Source organism: Aquabacter sp. (assembly GCF_965279295.1).
Lineage (GTDB): Bacteria > Pseudomonadota > Alphaproteobacteria > Rhizobiales > Xanthobacteraceae > Aquabacter.
In genome coordinates this window covers 1-16229 of record NZ_CBDIHQ010000013.1, presented here as the reverse complement: position 1 = coordinate 16229, position 16229 = coordinate 1, and the positions used below count along the sequence as shown (strand labels likewise).

13 protein-coding genes and 2 pseudogenes are annotated in these 16229 nt (G+C 65.1%); 11 read left to right on the top strand and 4 right to left on the bottom strand.

Going from position 1 to position 16229, the window contains the following annotated elements; genetic code table 11:
* Window position 1 precedes the first annotated feature (1 nt).
* The 10 genes and pseudogenes from ADADO0_RS07075 (at window position 2) to ADADO0_RS07030 (ending at window position 9321) form a co-directional block, all read left to right on the top strand.
* Window positions 2-982: a LysR family transcriptional regulator gene (locus tag ADADO0_RS07075; RefSeq protein WP_511304420.1), complete on the top strand. Its 981-nt coding sequence runs from the start codon at window positions 2-4 to the stop codon at window positions 980-982.
* A 176-nt stretch (window positions 983-1158) separates the two neighbouring features.
* Window positions 1159-1971: an ABC transporter ATP-binding protein gene (locus ADADO0_RS07070; RefSeq protein ID WP_511304419.1), complete on the top strand. Its 813-nt coding sequence runs from the start codon at window positions 1159-1161 to the stop codon at window positions 1969-1971.
* Window positions 1968-2855, top strand: a complete 888-nt coding sequence (locus tag ADADO0_RS07065) for an ABC transporter permease (RefSeq protein WP_511304418.1) — start codon at window positions 1968-1970, stop codon at window positions 2853-2855. Before ADADO0_RS07070 ends, ADADO0_RS07065 begins: the two co-directional genes overlap by 4 nt.
* A gap of 24 nt (window positions 2856-2879) precedes the next feature.
* The gene (locus ADADO0_RS07060; RefSeq protein WP_511304417.1) at window positions 2880-3965 is read left to right on the top strand and encodes an ABC transporter substrate-binding protein; all 1086 of its coding nucleotides are present in this window, start codon (window positions 2880-2882) and stop codon (window positions 3963-3965) included.
* Window positions 3966-4201: 236 nt separating this feature from the next.
* Window positions 4202-5188: an ornithine cyclodeaminase family protein gene (locus tag ADADO0_RS07055; RefSeq protein WP_511304416.1), complete on the top strand. Its 987-nt coding sequence runs from the start codon at window positions 4202-4204 to the stop codon at window positions 5186-5188.
* Window positions 5185-6078: a CocE/NonD family hydrolase gene (locus tag ADADO0_RS07050; protein WP_511304415.1), complete on the top strand. Its 894-nt coding sequence runs from the start codon at window positions 5185-5187 to the stop codon at window positions 6076-6078. Before ADADO0_RS07055 ends, ADADO0_RS07050 begins: the two co-directional genes overlap by 4 nt.
* Window positions 6033-6452 (top strand): annotated as a pseudogene (locus tag ADADO0_RS07045) (CocE/NonD family hydrolase C-terminal non-catalytic domain-containing protein); the annotation flags it as partial. The gene ADADO0_RS07050 and the pseudogene ADADO0_RS07045, both read left to right, overlap by 46 nt.
* Before the next feature lie 55 nt (window positions 6453-6507).
* The gene (locus ADADO0_RS07040) at window positions 6508-7248 is read left to right on the top strand and encodes a CocE/NonD family hydrolase C-terminal non-catalytic domain-containing protein (RefSeq protein WP_511304414.1); all 741 of its coding nucleotides are present in this window, start codon (window positions 6508-6510) and stop codon (window positions 7246-7248) included.
* A 152-nt stretch (window positions 7249-7400) separates the two neighbouring features.
* Window positions 7401-8129 (top strand): annotated as a pseudogene (locus ADADO0_RS07035) (Bug family tripartite tricarboxylate transporter substrate binding protein); the annotation flags it as partial.
* 31 nt (window positions 8130-8160) lie between these two features.
* Window positions 8161-9321 (top strand): serine hydrolase domain-containing protein, encoded by a 1161-nt coding sequence (locus tag ADADO0_RS07030; RefSeq protein ID WP_511304413.1) that lies wholly within the window; start codon window positions 8161-8163, stop codon window positions 9319-9321.
* A gap of 7 nt (window positions 9322-9328) precedes the next feature.
* On the opposite strand, the gene ADADO0_RS07025 is transcribed toward ADADO0_RS07030, so the two are convergent.
* A complete protein-coding gene (locus ADADO0_RS07025) occupies window positions 9329-10162 on the bottom strand; it encodes a sugar phosphate isomerase/epimerase family protein (protein ID WP_511304412.1) in 834 nt (277 codons plus the stop codon).
* 639 nt (window positions 10163-10801) lie between these two features.
* Window positions 10802-11929: an ABC transporter substrate-binding protein gene (locus tag ADADO0_RS07020; protein ID WP_511304411.1), complete on the bottom strand. Its 1128-nt coding sequence runs from the start codon at window positions 11927-11929 to the stop codon at window positions 10802-10804.
* Between the two features lie 268 nt (window positions 11930-12197).
* Between ADADO0_RS07020 and ADADO0_RS07015 the strand changes: the two genes are divergently transcribed.
* On the top strand, window positions 12198-13328 hold the full coding sequence (locus ADADO0_RS07015) for an ABC transporter substrate-binding protein (RefSeq protein ID WP_511304410.1): 1131 nt from the start codon (window positions 12198-12200) through the stop codon (window positions 13326-13328).
* Window positions 13329-13612: 284 nt separating this feature from the next.
* Here ADADO0_RS07015 and ADADO0_RS07010 read toward each other — a convergent pair whose 3' ends face one another.
* Together ADADO0_RS07010 and ggt are read right to left on the bottom strand one after the other, a co-directional pair.
* Window positions 13613-14539: an ABC transporter substrate-binding protein gene (locus ADADO0_RS07010; RefSeq protein WP_511304409.1), complete on the bottom strand. Its 927-nt coding sequence runs from the start codon at window positions 14537-14539 to the stop codon at window positions 13613-13615.
* A gap of 22 nt (window positions 14540-14561) precedes the next feature.
* Window positions 14562-16157, bottom strand: a complete 1596-nt coding sequence (ggt, locus tag ADADO0_RS07005) for a gamma-glutamyltransferase (protein WP_511304408.1) — start codon at window positions 16155-16157, stop codon at window positions 14562-14564.
* Window positions 16158-16229: the final 72 nt, after the last annotated feature.

Below are 16229 nucleotides of genomic sequence, written 5' to 3'. Positions count from 1 at the left end.
AATGAACGACAAGCAACTCGAATATTTCGTGCGCATCGCCGAACTCGGCAGCTTCCGAAAGGCGTCGGAGGCGCTGCGCATCGCCCAGCCCGCATTGACCCGCCAGATCAAGAAGCTCGAAGACGAACTGGGCGTCGCCCTGTTTACGCGCGGCAGCCGAGGCATCGTCACCACCGCGCCCGGAACCCTCCTGCTGGAGCGCGCCCGCTTCATCCGCCGCCAGACCGAACAGGCGCTCGCGGACGTGATGGCGGAAGGCACGGTTCCGAGCGGCGGCGTCACCTTCGGCGCGCCGCCTTCCATCGCGGAAATCCTATTCCCGAACGTCTCCCGGCACTATCGCAACCTTTATCCCCAGGTCCAACTGACCTATTTCGAGGGCGTCGGCTTGTTGCGCTCGCGCCTTCTGTCGGGGGAATTGGACCTCGCCATTCTGCCGAACACCAGCAGCATCGCGAGCCGACATGTCGGCCTCGACAATCTGGTGCGCGAGCCGGTCTATCTGGTGGGCCGGGCGGGTGAGTTCGCCCCCGGCGCGACCTGCACCTGGCGCGATCTGGTGCCCCTCCCGCTGATCCTCGCGGAGCCTCCGAGCACCGTGCGCGGCTGGCTCGACACCAACCTCGCCCATTCCGGCGAGAAGATGCGCGTCATCATCGAAACCGAAAGCCTTCAGGTGCAGAAGAATCTGGTGCAGGCCGGGCTCGGCTACACGGTTCTGCCGCACAGCGCGGTGCACCGAGATTTTGAGTCCGGCAGGCTCACGCTTTGCCAGGTGGAGGGGTGGCTGATGGACCGGGTTCTGGCCTGGCGCACCGACCGGCCGCTGACCCCTGCGGTGCAGAAGATGATCGAGATCACCCGCATCGAGATGGCCTGCCTGCGCACCCAAGGCATCTTCGGTACCGCCCAGCAGGCGCCGACGCCGGCGACATCGCACCGCACAAAAAAGCGCGCAAAAGCCTCTTCTGCGATGCCGTGACGGCATCGCCTGCATAGCACTAAAGTATTGGCCGGTATCACGGCGATCCCCTACGCTTTCCCTGTCGCCTCGGGTGTAAACCCAAACAAAAAAGAGCGACGTCAGGGAGAAAACGTATGGCTCTGGAGACTTTGCGTCTCCCGGATGGCCCAGCCGTTCCTACGGGGAATGCAGGTGTGTCTGGCGATGGTGCCGCGATCCAGATTTCGCATCTGGAGAAGATCTTTCTCACCGTCCGCAATGAGCGCGTTCACGCGCTGTCCGACATTTCGTTGTCGGTCGCGGACAAGGAATTCGTCACCATCGTCGGCCCGAGCGGATGCGGGAAAAGCACGCTGCTCAAGATCCTGGCAGGGCTGATCCCTGCCTCGTCCGGACAATTGCGTGTGGTCGGCCAGCCGGTTCTGAAGCCGCGCCGGGACATCGGCGTGGTGTTCCAGAGCCCGATCCTCCTGCCCTGGCGCACGGTGCTGGAAAACGTGATGCTGCCCGCCGAGGTGCAGGGACTGCCGACCCTCGCCACGAAGGCGCGGGCGCGTGATCTCCTCAAGATGGTCGGGCTCGCGGATTTCGAGAACAAGTATCCCGGCGAACTCTCCGGCGGCATGCAGCAGCGCGCCGCCATCTCGCGCGGCCTGGTCTGCGACCCCGCCATCCTGCTCATGGACGAGCCGTTCGGCGCGCTCGACGCGATGACCCGCGAGCAGATGAACCTCGATCTCCAGCGCATCTGGCGCGAGAGCGGCAAGACCATCATCCTGATCACCCATTCCATTCCCGAAGCGGTGTTCCTCGGCGACCGCGTGGTGGTCATGACGCCGCGCCCCGGCCGCATCGCCAAGATCATCGACGTGCCGATGCCACGTCCGCGCACGCTGGAGGCCATGGGCGACCCGCTGTTCGGGCGTATGTCCAGCGATATCCGCCGGCTTCTCTACAGCCTCAGCGATGCCACACCGGCCCATGCCGAAGGCGGAGGATTGGGATGACCAGCCAGGCCCACGCCAGCGAAATTCGCACCGACACGCTTGGTATCGAGGCGCCACCGCGCCCCATTTCCGGCTTCCGCCTGCTGATGCGCACGCGCCCGGAACTCCTGTTGGCGCCGACCGTCCTCATCGTGCTGCTTCTGGTCTGGCAATACGGCGTCGTGCTGCTCGACGTGCCGACCTACATCCTTCCCCCGCCCACCGACGTGGCGGTGGCGCTCTGGCGCGGGCTGAACGCCTCTTTCACCGCGCGCGGTGGCTATTGGCTGCACACCGGCGTCACCCTCTGGGAAGTTCTGCTGGGCTTCGTCATTGGATCAACCACAGGACTGGTGCTGGGCACCATCATCTCCCAGGTGCGGATCATCGAGAAGACCTTCAGCGTCTATCTCGTGGCGATCCAGAGCCTGCCCAAGATCGCGCTCGCGCCCATCATCGTGCTGTGGTTCGGCTTCGGCCTGACCTCCAAGGTGGTCATCATCTGCCTGCTCACTTTCTTCCCGCTGCTGGTCAATTCCATGGCCGGCTTTCGCGCGGTGGAGCCGGAGCGCATCGAGCTGATGCGGGCGATCGGCGCCAACTCATGGCAGATGTTCTGGAAGGTCCGCCTGCCCAGCGCCCTACCCTATATTTTCGCCGGCCTCGACATGGCGGCGGTGTTTGCGGTGGTCGGCGCGGTGGTGGGCGAGTTCGTCGGCGCCCAGCGTGGGCTGGGCGTGCTGATCCTCTCCATGAATGCCTCCATGGACACCGCCGGTACCTTCTCGGTCTTCATCATCCTCTCGCTCATCGGAATCCTGCTGCACGGCGTGCTGCGGATCATCGAGCGACGGGTTCTGTTCTGGTCCGGTCCCGCCCAGACCTCGCACAACACCGGCGGCTGAAAAAGAAACATAAAGGGGAAACGCATGCTGAACCGTCGCACCTTCAACACGCTGCTCGGCGCCGCGGGCGCCAGCCTGATGATGCCCACCTTCTCGTTCGCGCAGAACAAGGCCGTGGTGCGCCTGGGAAATGCCGCCGGCATCATCGACCCGCAATTGGTGTTCATGACCGTGGGCCAGAATCCCAAGGTCAATTACTACGCCAAGGAAGGCGTGGAGATGGACATCATGAACATGTCCGGCGCCGGGCAGACCTTGCAGGCGGTGGCGAGCGGCAATTGCGAGACCTCCGCGGTCTCGCCCGTCGCATTCCTCAACGCATTCGCCAAGAACCCCCGGCTCGACGTCATCTTTACCTATTGCTGGCTCCGCGAGCCGCATTGGGCGGTGGCGGTGAAGCCGGACAGCCCGGTGAAATCGCTCGCCGAACTCAAGGGCAAGAAGATCGGCATTCGCAACCAGGGCGACACCGGTTATTTCGGCGCCCGCGCCATGTTCCAGGAACTGAACATCGATCCCGACACCGATGTGGAATGGGTCTCCATCGGCGAGGGCGGTCCGGCCGGGGACGCCATCTACCGCAACCGCGTGGACGCCATGGCATTCTGGGATGCGAGCTTCGCGCGCATCGAACTGGCCGGCTTTCCGCTGCGCTATCTCCCGAACACCGAGGGCATGAAGAAGCTGTTCGGCAATTCCTATGGGGTGCAGAAATCCACTCTGACGAAGAACCGCGAGACGATGGTGCGCTTCTTCCGCGCCATGGCGAAGTCGACGGTGTTTGCCTATGCGAACCTCGAGAACGCCGTGCTGCTGCACTGGGAAATCTATCCCGAAAGCAAGCCGAAGGGCCGCAGCGAGGAGGACGCCATGAAGGAGGCGCTCTTCATCGTGAAATCCCGCGCCGACAAATGGATGCCCCAGCCCTGGCAGGCCGACCAACGCTTCGGCGCCGAGTCGCTTGAGCAATGGAAGGCCCAGGTCGCCTTCGCCGGCCTCCAGGACCAAGTGAAGGACGTCTCGGGCGTCTCCACCAACGATCTGCTCGACGACATCAACGCCTTCGACAAAGCCGCGGTCATCGCCGAGGCGAAGGCGCTGAAGATGTGATTGGAACGATCAGCCTCCCTCCCTGGACGCAAGGTCAATCCCCTCTCCCGCTTGCGGGGGAGGGTTAGAGAGGGGGAATGGGTGAGGAATGGTCGGGTGCCGCTCCCAGGAATGGTCCCTGCCCCCTCCCTAACCCTCCCCCGCAAGCGGGAGAGGGAGCCGCGCAGCGCGGCGAACACGGTCTATTCTCGGCCGGACACTCGGACTTTGCCGGGTGCTTGAAATCGGATTTTGATATGACCGCTCCGCTTTTCATTTCAGAAAACGACGTCCGTGACCTCGTGACCGTGCAGGACGCCATCGACGCGCTGGACGGCTGCTTCGGCGCGCCGCCGCAGGCCGTGGTCAACGTTCCGCGCCAGCGCGCGCCGCTGCTGCCGGGCAGTGTCTTCCATCTCATGGCGGCAACCTATGCCCCGCAGAACGTCTTCGGCCTGAAGGCCTATTGCGGCTCGCCGCAGGGCACGTTTTACAATGTGCTGCTGTACTCCTACACGGAGCGCCGCCTGCTGGCGCTGATCGAGGCGAACCTGCTCAGCCAGTTGCGCACCGGTGCCGCCAGCGGCCTCGCCACGCGCCTCATGGCGCGGCCCGACGCGAATGTGCTGGGCGTGATCGGCACCGGCAAGCAGGCGTTCTGGCAGGCGGCGGCGGTTGCCGCAGTGCGCGACCTCAAGGAAATCCGCGTGTTCGGCCGCGATCCGGCCCGCCGCGACGGCTTCGCCAGTCTGGTGCGCGACCGCCTGGGCGTGCCCACCGTCTCCGCTGCGAGCGCGGAAAGCTGCGTGCGCGGTGCAGACCTCATCGCCACCATCACCAAGTCCGCGACGCCGGTGTGCCTCTCCGCGTGGGTGTCGGACGGCGCCCATGTGAACGTCGCGGGCGCCAATGCCGCCGACCGCCGTGAAGTCGACGGAGACCTCGTATCGCGCGCCGCCCTTCTTGCCACCGACGACATCCCGCAGGCCCGCATGGAGGCCGCCGAGTTCCGCGACCTGGCCGACGCCGGCCGGCTCGACTGGGCGCAGGTGCGCACCCTGTCCGACCTGATGCAGGACTGCCCGCGCCGGGCGTCCCATGAAGTCACCCTGTTCAAGTCGCTCGGGGTCGCGATCGAAGACGTGGCCCTTGCCGGGATCGTTTACGCGCGCGCCCTGGCGCAAGGACGGGGAAACCCGATCGGAAGCGGCATCGCCGCTGGAATCTCAGGAGGATCAACATGAGCAATAAAAGCGAAGTGCGCGACGGCATGCGCATCGACTGGGACGTCCCGATCACCATGGATGACGGCGTGGTGCTGCGCGCCGACATCTTCCGTCCAATGGCCGATGCGAAGGTGCCGGTTATCCTCACCTATGGTCCCTACGGCAAGGGCCTCGCCTTCCAGGACGGCTACAAGACCGCCTGGGACATCATGGCGAAGGATTATCCCGACGCGCTCGAAGGCTCCTCCAACAAGTACCAGTCCTGGGAGGTCGCCGACCCCGAGAAGTGGGTGCCGGACGGATACGCCTGCGTGCGCATCGACAGCCGTGGTGCCGGCCGCTCCGAGGGCTTCCTCTCGGTGCATTCCCCGCGCGAGACCAAGGACATTTACGACTGCATCGAATGGCTCGCCGAGCAGCCCTGGTGCACCGGCAAGATCGGGATGAACGGCATCTCCTATTTCGCCGCCAACCAGTGGCGCATCGCCGCCCAAGCAGCCGCCGCATCTGGCCGCCATCTGCGTGTGGGAGGGCTTCGCCGACAATTACCGCGACGCCACCCACCACGGCGGCATCCTCTCGGTGTTCCGCAAGAACTGGCAGGACATGCAGGTAAAGACCGTGCAGCATGGCCTCGGCGAGCGCGGCCCCAAGAGCCGCGTCACCGGCGAACTGGTGTGCGGGCCGGAGACCATCCCCGAGGAGGTGCTGGCCAAGAACCGTGCCGACATGCCCGGCGACCTGCTGCGCAACCATCTCGACGGCGAGTATTACCATTCGCTCGGCGGCGATCTCACCAAGATCGAAATTCCCCTGCTCTCGTCCGGCAATTGGGGCGGCCAGGGCCTGCATCTGCGCGGCAATGTGGAGGGCTTCCTCCAGGCGGCCTCCAAGCACAAATGGCTTGAGATGCACGGCGGCGCGCACTGGGCGGAGTTCTATACCGACTACGGCGTGGACATTCAGAAGCGCTTCCTCGGCTATTTCCTCAAGGGCGAGGACAATGGCTGGGACAAGCAGCCGAAGGTGCAGATCCAGATCCGCCGCCCCCGGCCAGATCAAGTTCCCGGTGCGCCACGAGCACGAATGGCCGCTCGCCCGCACGCAGTGGACCAAATTCTATCTCGACCCCGCCACCAAGTCTCTCACCCCGGAAAAGCCCGCCGCCGAAACGACCCTCGACTATGAGGCGATGGGCGATGGCGTCACCTTCCTGACGCCCCCGCTCGAAGCGGATACCGAGATCACCGGCCCCTCGGCGGCAAAGCTGTTCCTCTCTTCCAAGACCCGCGACGCCGACGTGTTCCTGGTGCTGCGCGTGGTTCGATCCGGAGGGCGTGGAAGTGGTGTTCTACGGCGCGCTCGATCCGCACACGCCGGTGGGCCAAGGCTGGCTGCGCGCCTCGCACCGCAAGCTCGATGCCAAGCGCAGCGAGCCCTATCGCCCCTACCATTCCCACGACGAGGTGTGGCCGCTCACGCCGGGCGAAAAGGTGGAGCTGGACGTGGAAATCTGGCCGACCTGCATCGTCGTGCCCAAAGGATACCGCATCGGCCTCACCGTGCGCGGCAAGGACTATGAGTGGGCCGGCGTAGCGGCGACCCTCTCAAACATGAAGAACCCCATGAAGGGCTGCGGCCCGTTCGTGCACGATGATCCCCAGGATCGCCCGCCGGAGGTGTTCCATGGCACCAACACCCTGCATTTCGCCCCGGGCGACGAGCCCTATCTGTTGCTTGCCGGTGATCCCGGGGTGAGGTCTTCCGCCCCGCCGCTTTCCCTCTCCCGCTTGCGGGGGAGGGTCAGGGAGGGGGCAATGGGGACTATCAGCCTTTGTAATCGCGTCCAAACGACGAAAGCCCCCTCCCCAGCCCTCCCCCGCAAGCGGGAGAGGGAGTGCAATCGCAAGGGAGCGGGACAAACAAAAACGCCCCCAGCAGAGGGGCACATAGGAGGAAACAATGCGCATCCTGACCATCGCCATGAAGGGCTTGACCAAGGGCTTGGCGCTTCTCGCGCTTGCCGGCACGCCAGCCATGGCTGCGGACTATCCAACGCGCCCGATCACCATCATTAACCCCTATGCGCCGGGCGGCCCCAGCGACCTCGCGATCCGCACCATCTCGGATCGCATGTCGCAGGCGCTCGGCCAGCCGCTCGTGGTCGAGAACGTACCCGGCGCCGGCGGAATGATCGGGGCCGCGAAGGCCGCCCGCTTCCGCCCCGGACGGCTACACCCTGCTGATCCATCAGAACGGTCTCGTGATCGCCCCGGTGCTTTATCCCAAGCAGGCCATCGACGTTGAGAAAGAACTCACGGCGGTGGGGATGGTGAACACCTCCTATTCGTTCCTCGTCGGCAGCACCAAGGTGCCCGCCAAGACCATGCCTGAGCTGATCGCCTGGATGAAGGGACCCGGCAAGCCGGCGAAGTTCGCGCATCCCGGCATCGGCTCGCTCGCCCACATCCAGGCCATCATGTTCGCGCAGGCCACCGGCACTGACGTGACGCTGATCGGCTATAAGGGCGGCGGCCAGGCGATGAGCGATATCGTCGGCGGACATGCCGACCTGGTGTGGGCGGCACCCACCACCTCGGCGGAACTGATCCAGGCGGGCAAGATCCAGGGGTTCGGCTTTGGCGCCCCCAAGCGTTATCCCCGCCTGCCCAACATCCCGACCCTCGGTCAAGAGGGCTATCCCAGCCTGGAAATCGCATTCTGGCAGGCTTTGCTCGCCCCGGCCGGCACGCCCAAGCCGATCATCGACAAGCTGAACGCGGCGCTGCGCGAAACGCTGGCCGATGAGAAGATCCAAAAGGCCTATGTGGAGCGCGGTGTCGAAGCCTTCCCGGCCGCCCAGCTCTCCCCCGAGGCCGCCAACGCCTTCATCGCGTCCGAGGCAAAGCGTTGGGCCACCGTCGTGCGCGAAGCCGACATCAAGCCCGAGGCGAACTGATTTTCCTTTTCGAACACTTGAGGTTGGCCATATGGACCAAGACAATATTCGCGTCGAGGGTACGTGCAGCCCGGATTTCGCCAACGTGCGCACGGCATTCGAGCAGAACTTCCGCCGTCGCGGCGAATTGGGCGCGGCGGTGTGCGTCTACAAGGACGGCGAGAAAGTGGTTGACCTCTGGGGCGGCTACAAGGACACCGCGAAGACCGAGCCGTGGCGCTCAGACACCATCGTCATCATGAACTCGGTGGCGAAAAGCATGAGCGCCATCTGCACCCATATCCTGATCGACCGGGGGTTGATCGACTTCGACGCCCCGGTCGCCACCTACTGGCCGGAGTTCGCCCAGGCCGGCAAGGAAGGGGTGCTGGTGCGGCATGTGCTCTCGCACACCGACGGTGTGATCTATTGCGACGCCGCCCCGCCGGGGTCGTGGTTCAATTGGGAGGCCCACATCCACGCCCTGGAGGTGCAGGAGCCGGCGTGGGAGCCGGGCACCAACGGGGCCTATAATTCCATCAACATCGGCTTCCTGCTGGGCGAGCTGGTGCGCCGCGTCTCCGGCAAGAGCGTGGGCACGTTCCTGCGCGAAGAGCTCTCGGGGCCGCTGAAGGCCGACTATCAGATCGGCCTCAGGCCGGAGGAGATCGCCCGCGTCTCCGACATGCACCCCAATCCGAAAAACGGCTTCTTCAAGATCGCCAACGATCCCTCGACGCCGCTGGGCCGTGCCTTCCAGTCCTCGCCCAAGGGCTATTTCCAGAACGACCGGGAAATCCGCGAGATCGAGGTGCCCTCGTTCGGCGGCCACGGCAATGCGCGGGCGGTGGCGCGCATCTACGCCATGCTCGCCGGCAATGGCACGGTCGACGGCGTGCGCATCCTCTCCCCCGAGGCGGTGGAGCGGGCTTCTCAACTCGTCTGGGAGCGCGACTGCATCATGACCCAGCGCCGGCTCCGCATGGGCTACGGCTTCATGCACAATGAGCCGGAAACCGCGCCCATGGGCGTGAACATGAAAGCGTTCGGCCACACCGGAACGGGCGGCGCCTTCGCCTGGTGCGACCGCGAGCGGAACATGGCGTTCGCCTATTGCCCGAACTTCCAGCGCGAGGGACCCGGCATCGGCCCGCGCGGTGCGGCGGTGGCGGTTGCAGCGGGCGGTGGAAAGCCGCCAAGCTGGCTCGACTGAGCAGGCGTCAGGAGCGGGGCGCGACCAAGTGCGCGCACCGCTCCACGCAGATGCGCACCACGTCTTCCGGGTCGCGCTCCCACCAGTCGAGCTTGGAGAACAGCTCGATCTCAAACGGGCCGTCATAGCCGATCTCGTCCAGCAGGCGCCGGTAGAAGGGGATGTCGATGACCCCGTCACCCACCATGCCCCGGTCCTGATAGACATCGCGGGTCGGGGCGAGCCAGTCGCACAGGTGGAAGGTCAGGATCTTGTCGGCCCCCGCTTTGCGCAGGCCGGCAGGGAACTCCGGGTCCCACCAGCAATGATAGACATCCGCGACGATCCCGGTATCCGGCCCAAGCCGCTCGGCGAGATCGAGGCACTGGGCGAAGCTGTTGAGACAGGAGCGTTCCGCCGCATACATCGGGTGCAGCGGCTCCAGCCCCAACTTCACGCCGGTCGCATGCGCATGCGGCAGAAGCGCGGCCAGCGCATCCTCGACCCGCAGCCGGGCGCCAGCGATGTCCTTTTCCCCAGCTGCCAGCCCACCCGACACCACCACCATGCACGGTGCGCCGAGTTCGGCGGCGATGTCGAGGCGGCGGCGGTTTTCATCGAGCGCGTCCTGCAGGGCCGCATCGTCAGACAGGTTCATCCACGCCGACGAGCACAGCGAGGGCACGAACAGTCCGGCATCGCGGATGATCCCGGCGGCCTGCGCGGCGCTCATGCCGTCGAGATACTGAAGCCAGACACCGATGCCCCCCACCCCATGGCGCGCATAGAGATCCACCGCCTGGCGCAGGTCGAGGGATTTTGTGGTCATCTGGTTGATAGCAAAGCGGGAAAGATCGGTCATGGATGATGTGAGGTGATCCGAGGCGGGGTGACGGCAGCTTCATCCACGCGGCCGGTTTCGTCCAGCCCAGGTTGACCTTTGCTCCTGACCTAACAACGCCATCCCCCTCGGGGAGTGTTTCGTTATTCCCTCTCCCGTAAGCGAGACATCTGCGAAACGAGCTGATGCGGGATCGGTGGTGCGTCTCAAGTGACCGCGCCATGCTCCCTCTCCCCGACGGGGAGAGGGTTGGGGTGAGGGGGGCAACCCTCTCCAGTCCTGAGATGCTGGAGCCCCCTCACCCGGCTGCTTCGCAGCCGACCTCTCCCCCTCGGGGCGAGGTGGAAACCGCCCGGCCTTTGCACCTAACGAACTGCTGAGTTTGCGAGATCCCTTTCGCAGAGTTCTCGCAAGCGGGGGAGGGGTAGGGAGGGGGAATTGGTGAGAAATGGCCCGGTGCAGAGCCTTTTCTTAAGGCTCCTGCCCCCTGCCCAGCCCTCCCCCGCAGGCGGGAGAGGGAGCCACCGCGCATGACGCATCACTCCCCCTCGGGGCGAGATGAAGCCCCCTTATTGCAAGGTTTTACGAGAAACGTGCGAGGTCTGTTTCGCAGACCTTCAATTTGCAGGAGAGGGAGAGAGACCGCGCGCCAGTCGTTTCTCAGAGTGGCGGGTGGAGCGTCTTCAGCCAGGTGGCGATTTCGGCGTCGGTGTCGGGCACCTTCAGGCCGCGCGCCCATTCACGCAGTTCCGGCTCCTTGATCTGGTTGACGCTCTCGATCAGTTCGTTGGTGTAGAACTTCATCGGGTCGACCTTGCCCTGGATGCCCAGGATTTCCACCAGATTGTCCCAGGCGGGCTTGGGGAACTCGCACCACTTGTCGCTGACGCTGCTCTTGCGCTCGATCAGCGGGATGCGGACCTTGATGACATCCACCGCCGCCTGGATCGCCTGCTCGCGCGACACGCCGGCCGGGACCGCCTCGGGGTGCATGTAATAGCTGACCTTCACCGCCGCCTCGGGGTTCTCGGTCATGACGATGACCGAGCGGATCAGTCCCTTCACCACTTCGCGGGCCTGTTCCTTATGGCCCTCGTACCAGGCGGTCGGGAAGACGTAGGCATAGGCCGTGGCGGCATCCTTGATGCTGTCGGGCACGTCGACGATGCGCATCTTCACGCCGAGCCGCTGCAACTGGGCGACATCCACATCGGCATTGGTGAGGGCGTCGATGCGGCCGGAGGAGAGCGCGATCGCGGCCTGCTGACCATCACCCACGGCGATGAACTGCACCTCATCCGGCGAGACGCCGGCATGGCGCAGCGCGAATTTCATGAACCCGATGCCGCCGTAGGAGAGGGTCGGCACGCCGATCTTCTTGCCCTTCAGGTCGGCGTAGCTCTTGATCGTGCTGTCGGGCAGCACCGAGGTTCGGTGCAGGATGCCGCGCAGATAGACGCACGGGATGATTGCCGGCAGGACACGGCCCTCAGCGGCGGAATTCAGCAGGATGTCCTGTGTACCCGTGCTGAGATTGAGCTTGCCGGCCAGCATGAGCTGGAGATTCTCGGAGGCGCCCTGGGTGCCGATGGCATCCAGTTCGATGCCTTTGTAGAGGCCGAGCGGCGCGCCGATCCAGGCGTTCGAGAAGCCGGGATTGAAACTGCGGGAGGAAAGGCCGCTCTTGACCTCCTCGGCGCGCGAAACCGAAGGCGCGACAAGCATGGCCACGGTGGCCGCGAGACAGGCGATGATTGGAAAACGTACGGCGAATTTCGATTGCATCATGCGCTCCTGAACGTGCGGGCTCACTCTGCGCGTCCCCTCAGGCGTTGCCGCCGTCGATTTCTAGATGAAGATTTATCACCACGGGCTCTAAGGCCGCGGCACGGAGGCTCGCGCAAAGCGGGGATGAAGTCAAACGTCCGTTTGACATTTCGTCGAGCGTGCTTCAGCCTTCCCTTAAGGCCGCTGAGGCGGCCATTGCGAGCGGCCGCGACAATAAGCGGCCCGAGGACGCCGCCGAGGCTGGTTCATCGGTCCTGTGGAGCAAGTCATGCCGTTGTTTCGACCCGCCTTCATCCGCATCGCCGGACTTTTGGCGCTTCCCCTTGCGTTAACCGCCACCGCCCCCGCGATGGCGCAGTCCGCCGATCCGGTGATCGGCGTGTCCTCCCGCAGCTTCAATCCCGGCTTTTCCAATATGTGGATCGGCACGGCGATGGGGCTGTTCGGCAAGGAGGTCACGCCCAAGTCGATTGGAACGCAGGGCGCGGCCGAGAACCTCCAGCTCATGCTGTCCGGCCAGATCACCATCAGCACCGGGACGCAGGACATCATCCTCACGTCCGCTGCCGAGGGTCGCAAGCTGCCGGCGGTCATCCCGTGCGTCTACCTGCGCGGGGTCCTGCATCGCATATCGGTGCTGCCCGACAGCACGATCAAAAGCTATGCCGACTTGAAGGGCAAGAAGGTCGGCGTACCGACCCTGGCCTATGGCGGCGTCGGCTATCTCAAGTTTGCTCTGAAGCATGCCGGCATCACCGCCGGCGACGTGACGCTGCTGCCCGTGGGCGACGGACAGGCCGCTGCCGCCGCGCTCACCGCCGGCCGCATCGATGCGCTGCTGAACGCCGACGTGGACGTGGTGCGGCTGAAGACGCTGGGTATTAATGTCCGCGTGCTCGAGCCGCCGGCCAATATGAAGGACGCGGCCACCGCCTATGTCTTCGCCTTCGCCCGGCCGTGGATGGAGAGCCACAAGAAGGAGACCGTCGAACTCCTCAAGGGCATGATCCGCTCGATCATCGTCATGACGGAGAATCCCGAAGCCGCAGTGAAGGTCAGCTATTACATGCATCCCGAGGCGATCCCCTCGGGCATCTCGCGCGAGCAGGCCATCGCCGACGCGGTGACCATCATCAACACCCGCGCCCCGCTGATCGCCCGCGACGCCGCCGCCAACGACAAGTGGTGTTCGTTCTCCAAGCAGAACTGGACCGACTTCGTGGAAATCCTCGGCCTCGAAGGCAAGGTCGATCCCATGGACTTCTACACCAGCGAGATGATCGACGCGGTCAACACCATCGACGAAGCGGGTCTGCGCAAGTGGGCCAAGGCACTGAAGGTGCCCGAGGGCGATGCCGAAATCGCCAAGTGGCTCGCCGCCCTTCAGCCGCCGCTCTGAGCCGGCAGCAGCCGACAAAAGCTTCTGTCGTGCCGACGCAGACATCGCGTTCTTCCCTCTCCCGCTTTCGGGGGAGGGAATTGGTGAGACATGATTGGGGTGAGAGCGTCTAAGGCCTTCCCCTCCCAGCCCTAGCTGTCGCCAAGGCCCGGCTCGCCAAAACCAAGCTAACCCCCCGTCTTTTCACCGACATCACCAATCCCTCCGATACCGAAGGGAAACACGCGCCCGTAATTTTGCCCTGCTTTCGCAAGAGGGAACGCGCGACGGTGAAAGCTGCCGCCTCAAATGGCGCCGACGACCCGATCATAAAATGACGGATCGTAATAGCGCGCCGCGTCCGTCAGTTGCTTGCGCGGCACGCCGAATTCGCTGCGGATTTCCATGACGGTGCGTACACCCTCCATGTCGATCCCGCACGTCCGGGGAAAGCCGTTCACCGGGTCCAGCAGCACCGCGTAGGACTGTTCCGCCACCGCGCGTGAGGCGCCCTTCATGTGAGACTGGAACAGGTCGAGGGCCTCGGCCTTGTTCGCGGGATCATAGAGCCACGCGAGCGCGGCGATGTTGCCCCTGATGAAGCCGACGATGTCGTCGCCATGGGCCGCCGCCCATTCCCGCCGCACCGCCGCCACGCCCCCTTGGAAATGAGCGAACAGCGAAAGCGGGGTCGCAACCTCGTTGAAGCCCTGCGCCTTCGCCATCATCGTGAATGGCGGCACGGAAAGCGTGCCCGCCTGCTCGCCGCGCAGCAGCGCCTCGTAGCGCTCCTTCATGCCGCCCACGGCTGCCAGGATGTACTCGTCCCGCTTGAGTCCGCTCACCTCCAGCATCCGGCGAAGCGTGAAGGAATAGCCTGTCGTCATGGCGTCCACCGCCAGCGTCTGGCCCTTGAAATCGGCCATCGTGTGGATGTGCGGCGCCGCCATGAGCGAGAGGAAGCCGCTGCTCGATCCCATCACGGAGACGATGTCCGGCACCGTGCGGGTCTGTGCCTCGCCCTGGCCTTCCATGTAGGCCACGACATTGTCGATGGCGGTCATGGCGATGTCGAAGGCGCCGTCGATCAGCCCGCCCATCTGGTCGATGGAATTGGCGGTCGGAATCAGCTCCACCTCGACGCCGTTGGCGGCGAAGAAGCCCTTCGCCTGTCCGGCCCAGAGCGGCCAGATGAAGCCGGCGGGAAACACGTTGACGGTGAGCCGCGACATGGGGCGTTCCTAAAGGGAGGGATCAGAAGCCGAGGGCGCAGCCGTCCTTGCGCGGGTCCGAGCAGCCCGACAGCACGCCGGTTTCCGGGTCGATCCGGATCGCCTGGGCGCCGCCGATGGGGTCGGCGCGCAGTTCGACCGTGTGCCCGATCTCCGCGAGCCGGGCGCGGGTGGCTTCCGGTACGCTGGGCTCGACCATGACCTTGCCGTCCTGCGGGAAACAGCGCGGGGCATCGGCTGCCTGCTGCATGTCCATGCCGTAGTCGATTAGATTGCTCAGCAGCGTGGCGTGTCCCACCGGCTGGAAATGGCCGCCCATGACACCGTAGGAATACAGCACCTTGTCGTCCTTCATCACCAGTCCGGGGATGATGGTGTGCATGGGCCGCTTGCCGGGCGCGATCGAATTGGGATGGCCGTCCTTCAACGAGAACGAGCGCCCGCGATTTTGCAGCAGGATGCCGGTTTGCGGCTCGTAGAGCGCACTGCCGAACGGCTCGAAGATGGAGTTGATCAGCGAGAAGGCGGTCCGGTCGCGGTCCACCACGGTGAGATAGACCGTGTCCTTGTGCTCCGGCAGGTCGATCGGCTGCGTTACATCCACCACGCCGTCGGGCCGGATGCTCTCCGCCGCCGCCTTGGTGAAGGCGTCATCCAGGAAACGCTCCCAGGGGACGGGATAGAATTCCGGGTCGGCAAGCCAGGCATCGCGCACCGAGAAGGCGATGCGCCCCGCCTCCATCAGCTTGTGATAACGCTCCGCGCTCTCGGGTGCGTCAGCGGCGACGTCGAGGTGGGAAAGAATGCGCAGCAGCAGCAGCGTGATGATGCCCTGCCCGTTGGGCGGGCACTGGTAGACCGTGTGGCCGCGATAATCGGCCTGGATCGGCTCGACATAATCGCCGGTGTGGGCGGCGAAGTCGGCGGGGGTCTGGAAGCCGCCCTTGGCCGCGAGGAAGGCGCTGAGATGCTCGGCGATGGCGCCGCGGTAGAACGCATTCGGGCCGTTTTTGGCGATGTCCCGCAGGCTCTGGCCGAGCGCGCGGTTGGTGTAGAGCCGTCCGGGCTTCGGGAGATTGCCGTTATCGAGGATCAGGTCGGCGAAGCCCTCCGCGCGCTTCACTTTCGGCATGAAGGACTTGAGATCGAACACGATCCGCTCGTGCAGCGGGTGGCCTTCGGTGGCATAACGCGCGGCGGGCTCAAGCAGTGTGCCGAACGGAATGGTGCCGTGGTCGCCTGCGAGCCGATGCCATGCCTCGATCGCGCCGGGAATGGTGACGGCGTGCGGCCCGAGCGGGTCGATGGTGGTGATGCCGGCCGCGTGGTAGCGGGCCAGCGTCGCGCCCGCCGGAGCACGGCCGGAGCCGTTATAGGCGATCACCGGCGCGCGGCCGTTCTTGGCGAGCAGGCAGAAGCAATCGCCGCCGATCCCGGTCATCTGCGGCTCGACCACCGCCAGCACAGCGCAGGCGGCAAGGCCCGCATCCACCGCGTTCCCGCCGTCGCGCAGCACGTCGAGCGCCGTCGCCGTCGCCAGCGGATGGGAGGTCGCCGCCATGGCGCCGGTGGCATGGACCGTGGAACGGCCGGGTCCGAACAGGTCGCGAAATTTCATTTCTTCTTCTTTGCCGAGGACTTCGGTGCGGGCTTGGTGGGCGCCGGCTCCGAAGTGGAGAGGGAGGGGATC

Bases quoted from the DNA above. Each gene is read 5' to 3' on its own strand.
- ADADO0_RS07075 (WP_511304420.1), top strand. From the start codon at position 2: ATGAACGACAAGCAACTCGAATATTTCGTGCGCATCGCCGAACTCGGC.
- ADADO0_RS07065 (WP_511304418.1), top strand. From the start codon at position 1,968: ATGACCAGCCAGGCCCACGCCAGCGAAATTCGCACCGACACGCTTGGT.
- ADADO0_RS07060 (WP_511304417.1), top strand. From the start codon at position 2,880: ATGCTGAACCGTCGCACCTTCAACACGCTGCTCGGCGCCGCGGGCGCC.
- ADADO0_RS07055 (WP_511304416.1), top strand. From the start codon at position 4,202: ATGACCGCTCCGCTTTTCATTTCAGAAAACGACGTCCGTGACCTCGTG.
- ADADO0_RS07050 (WP_511304415.1), top strand. From the start codon at position 5,185: ATGAGCAATAAAAGCGAAGTGCGCGACGGCATGCGCATCGACTGGGAC.
- ADADO0_RS07030 (WP_511304413.1), top strand. From the start codon at position 8,161: ATGGACCAAGACAATATTCGCGTCGAGGGTACGTGCAGCCCGGATTTC.
- ADADO0_RS07025 (WP_511304412.1), bottom strand. From the start codon at position 10,162: ATGACCGATCTTTCCCGCTTTGCTATCAACCAGATGACCACAAAATCC.
- ADADO0_RS07020 (WP_511304411.1), bottom strand. From the start codon at position 11,929: ATGATGCAATCGAAATTCGCCGTACGTTTTCCAATCATCGCCTGTCTC.
- ADADO0_RS07015 (WP_511304410.1), top strand. From the start codon at position 12,198: ATGCCGTTGTTTCGACCCGCCTTCATCCGCATCGCCGGACTTTTGGCG.
- ADADO0_RS07010 (WP_511304409.1), bottom strand. From the start codon at position 14,539: ATGTCGCGGCTCACCGTCAACGTGTTTCCCGCCGGCTTCATCTGGCCG.
- ggt (WP_511304408.1), bottom strand. From the start codon at position 16,157: ATGAAATTTCGCGACCTGTTCGGACCCGGCCGTTCCACGGTCCATGCC.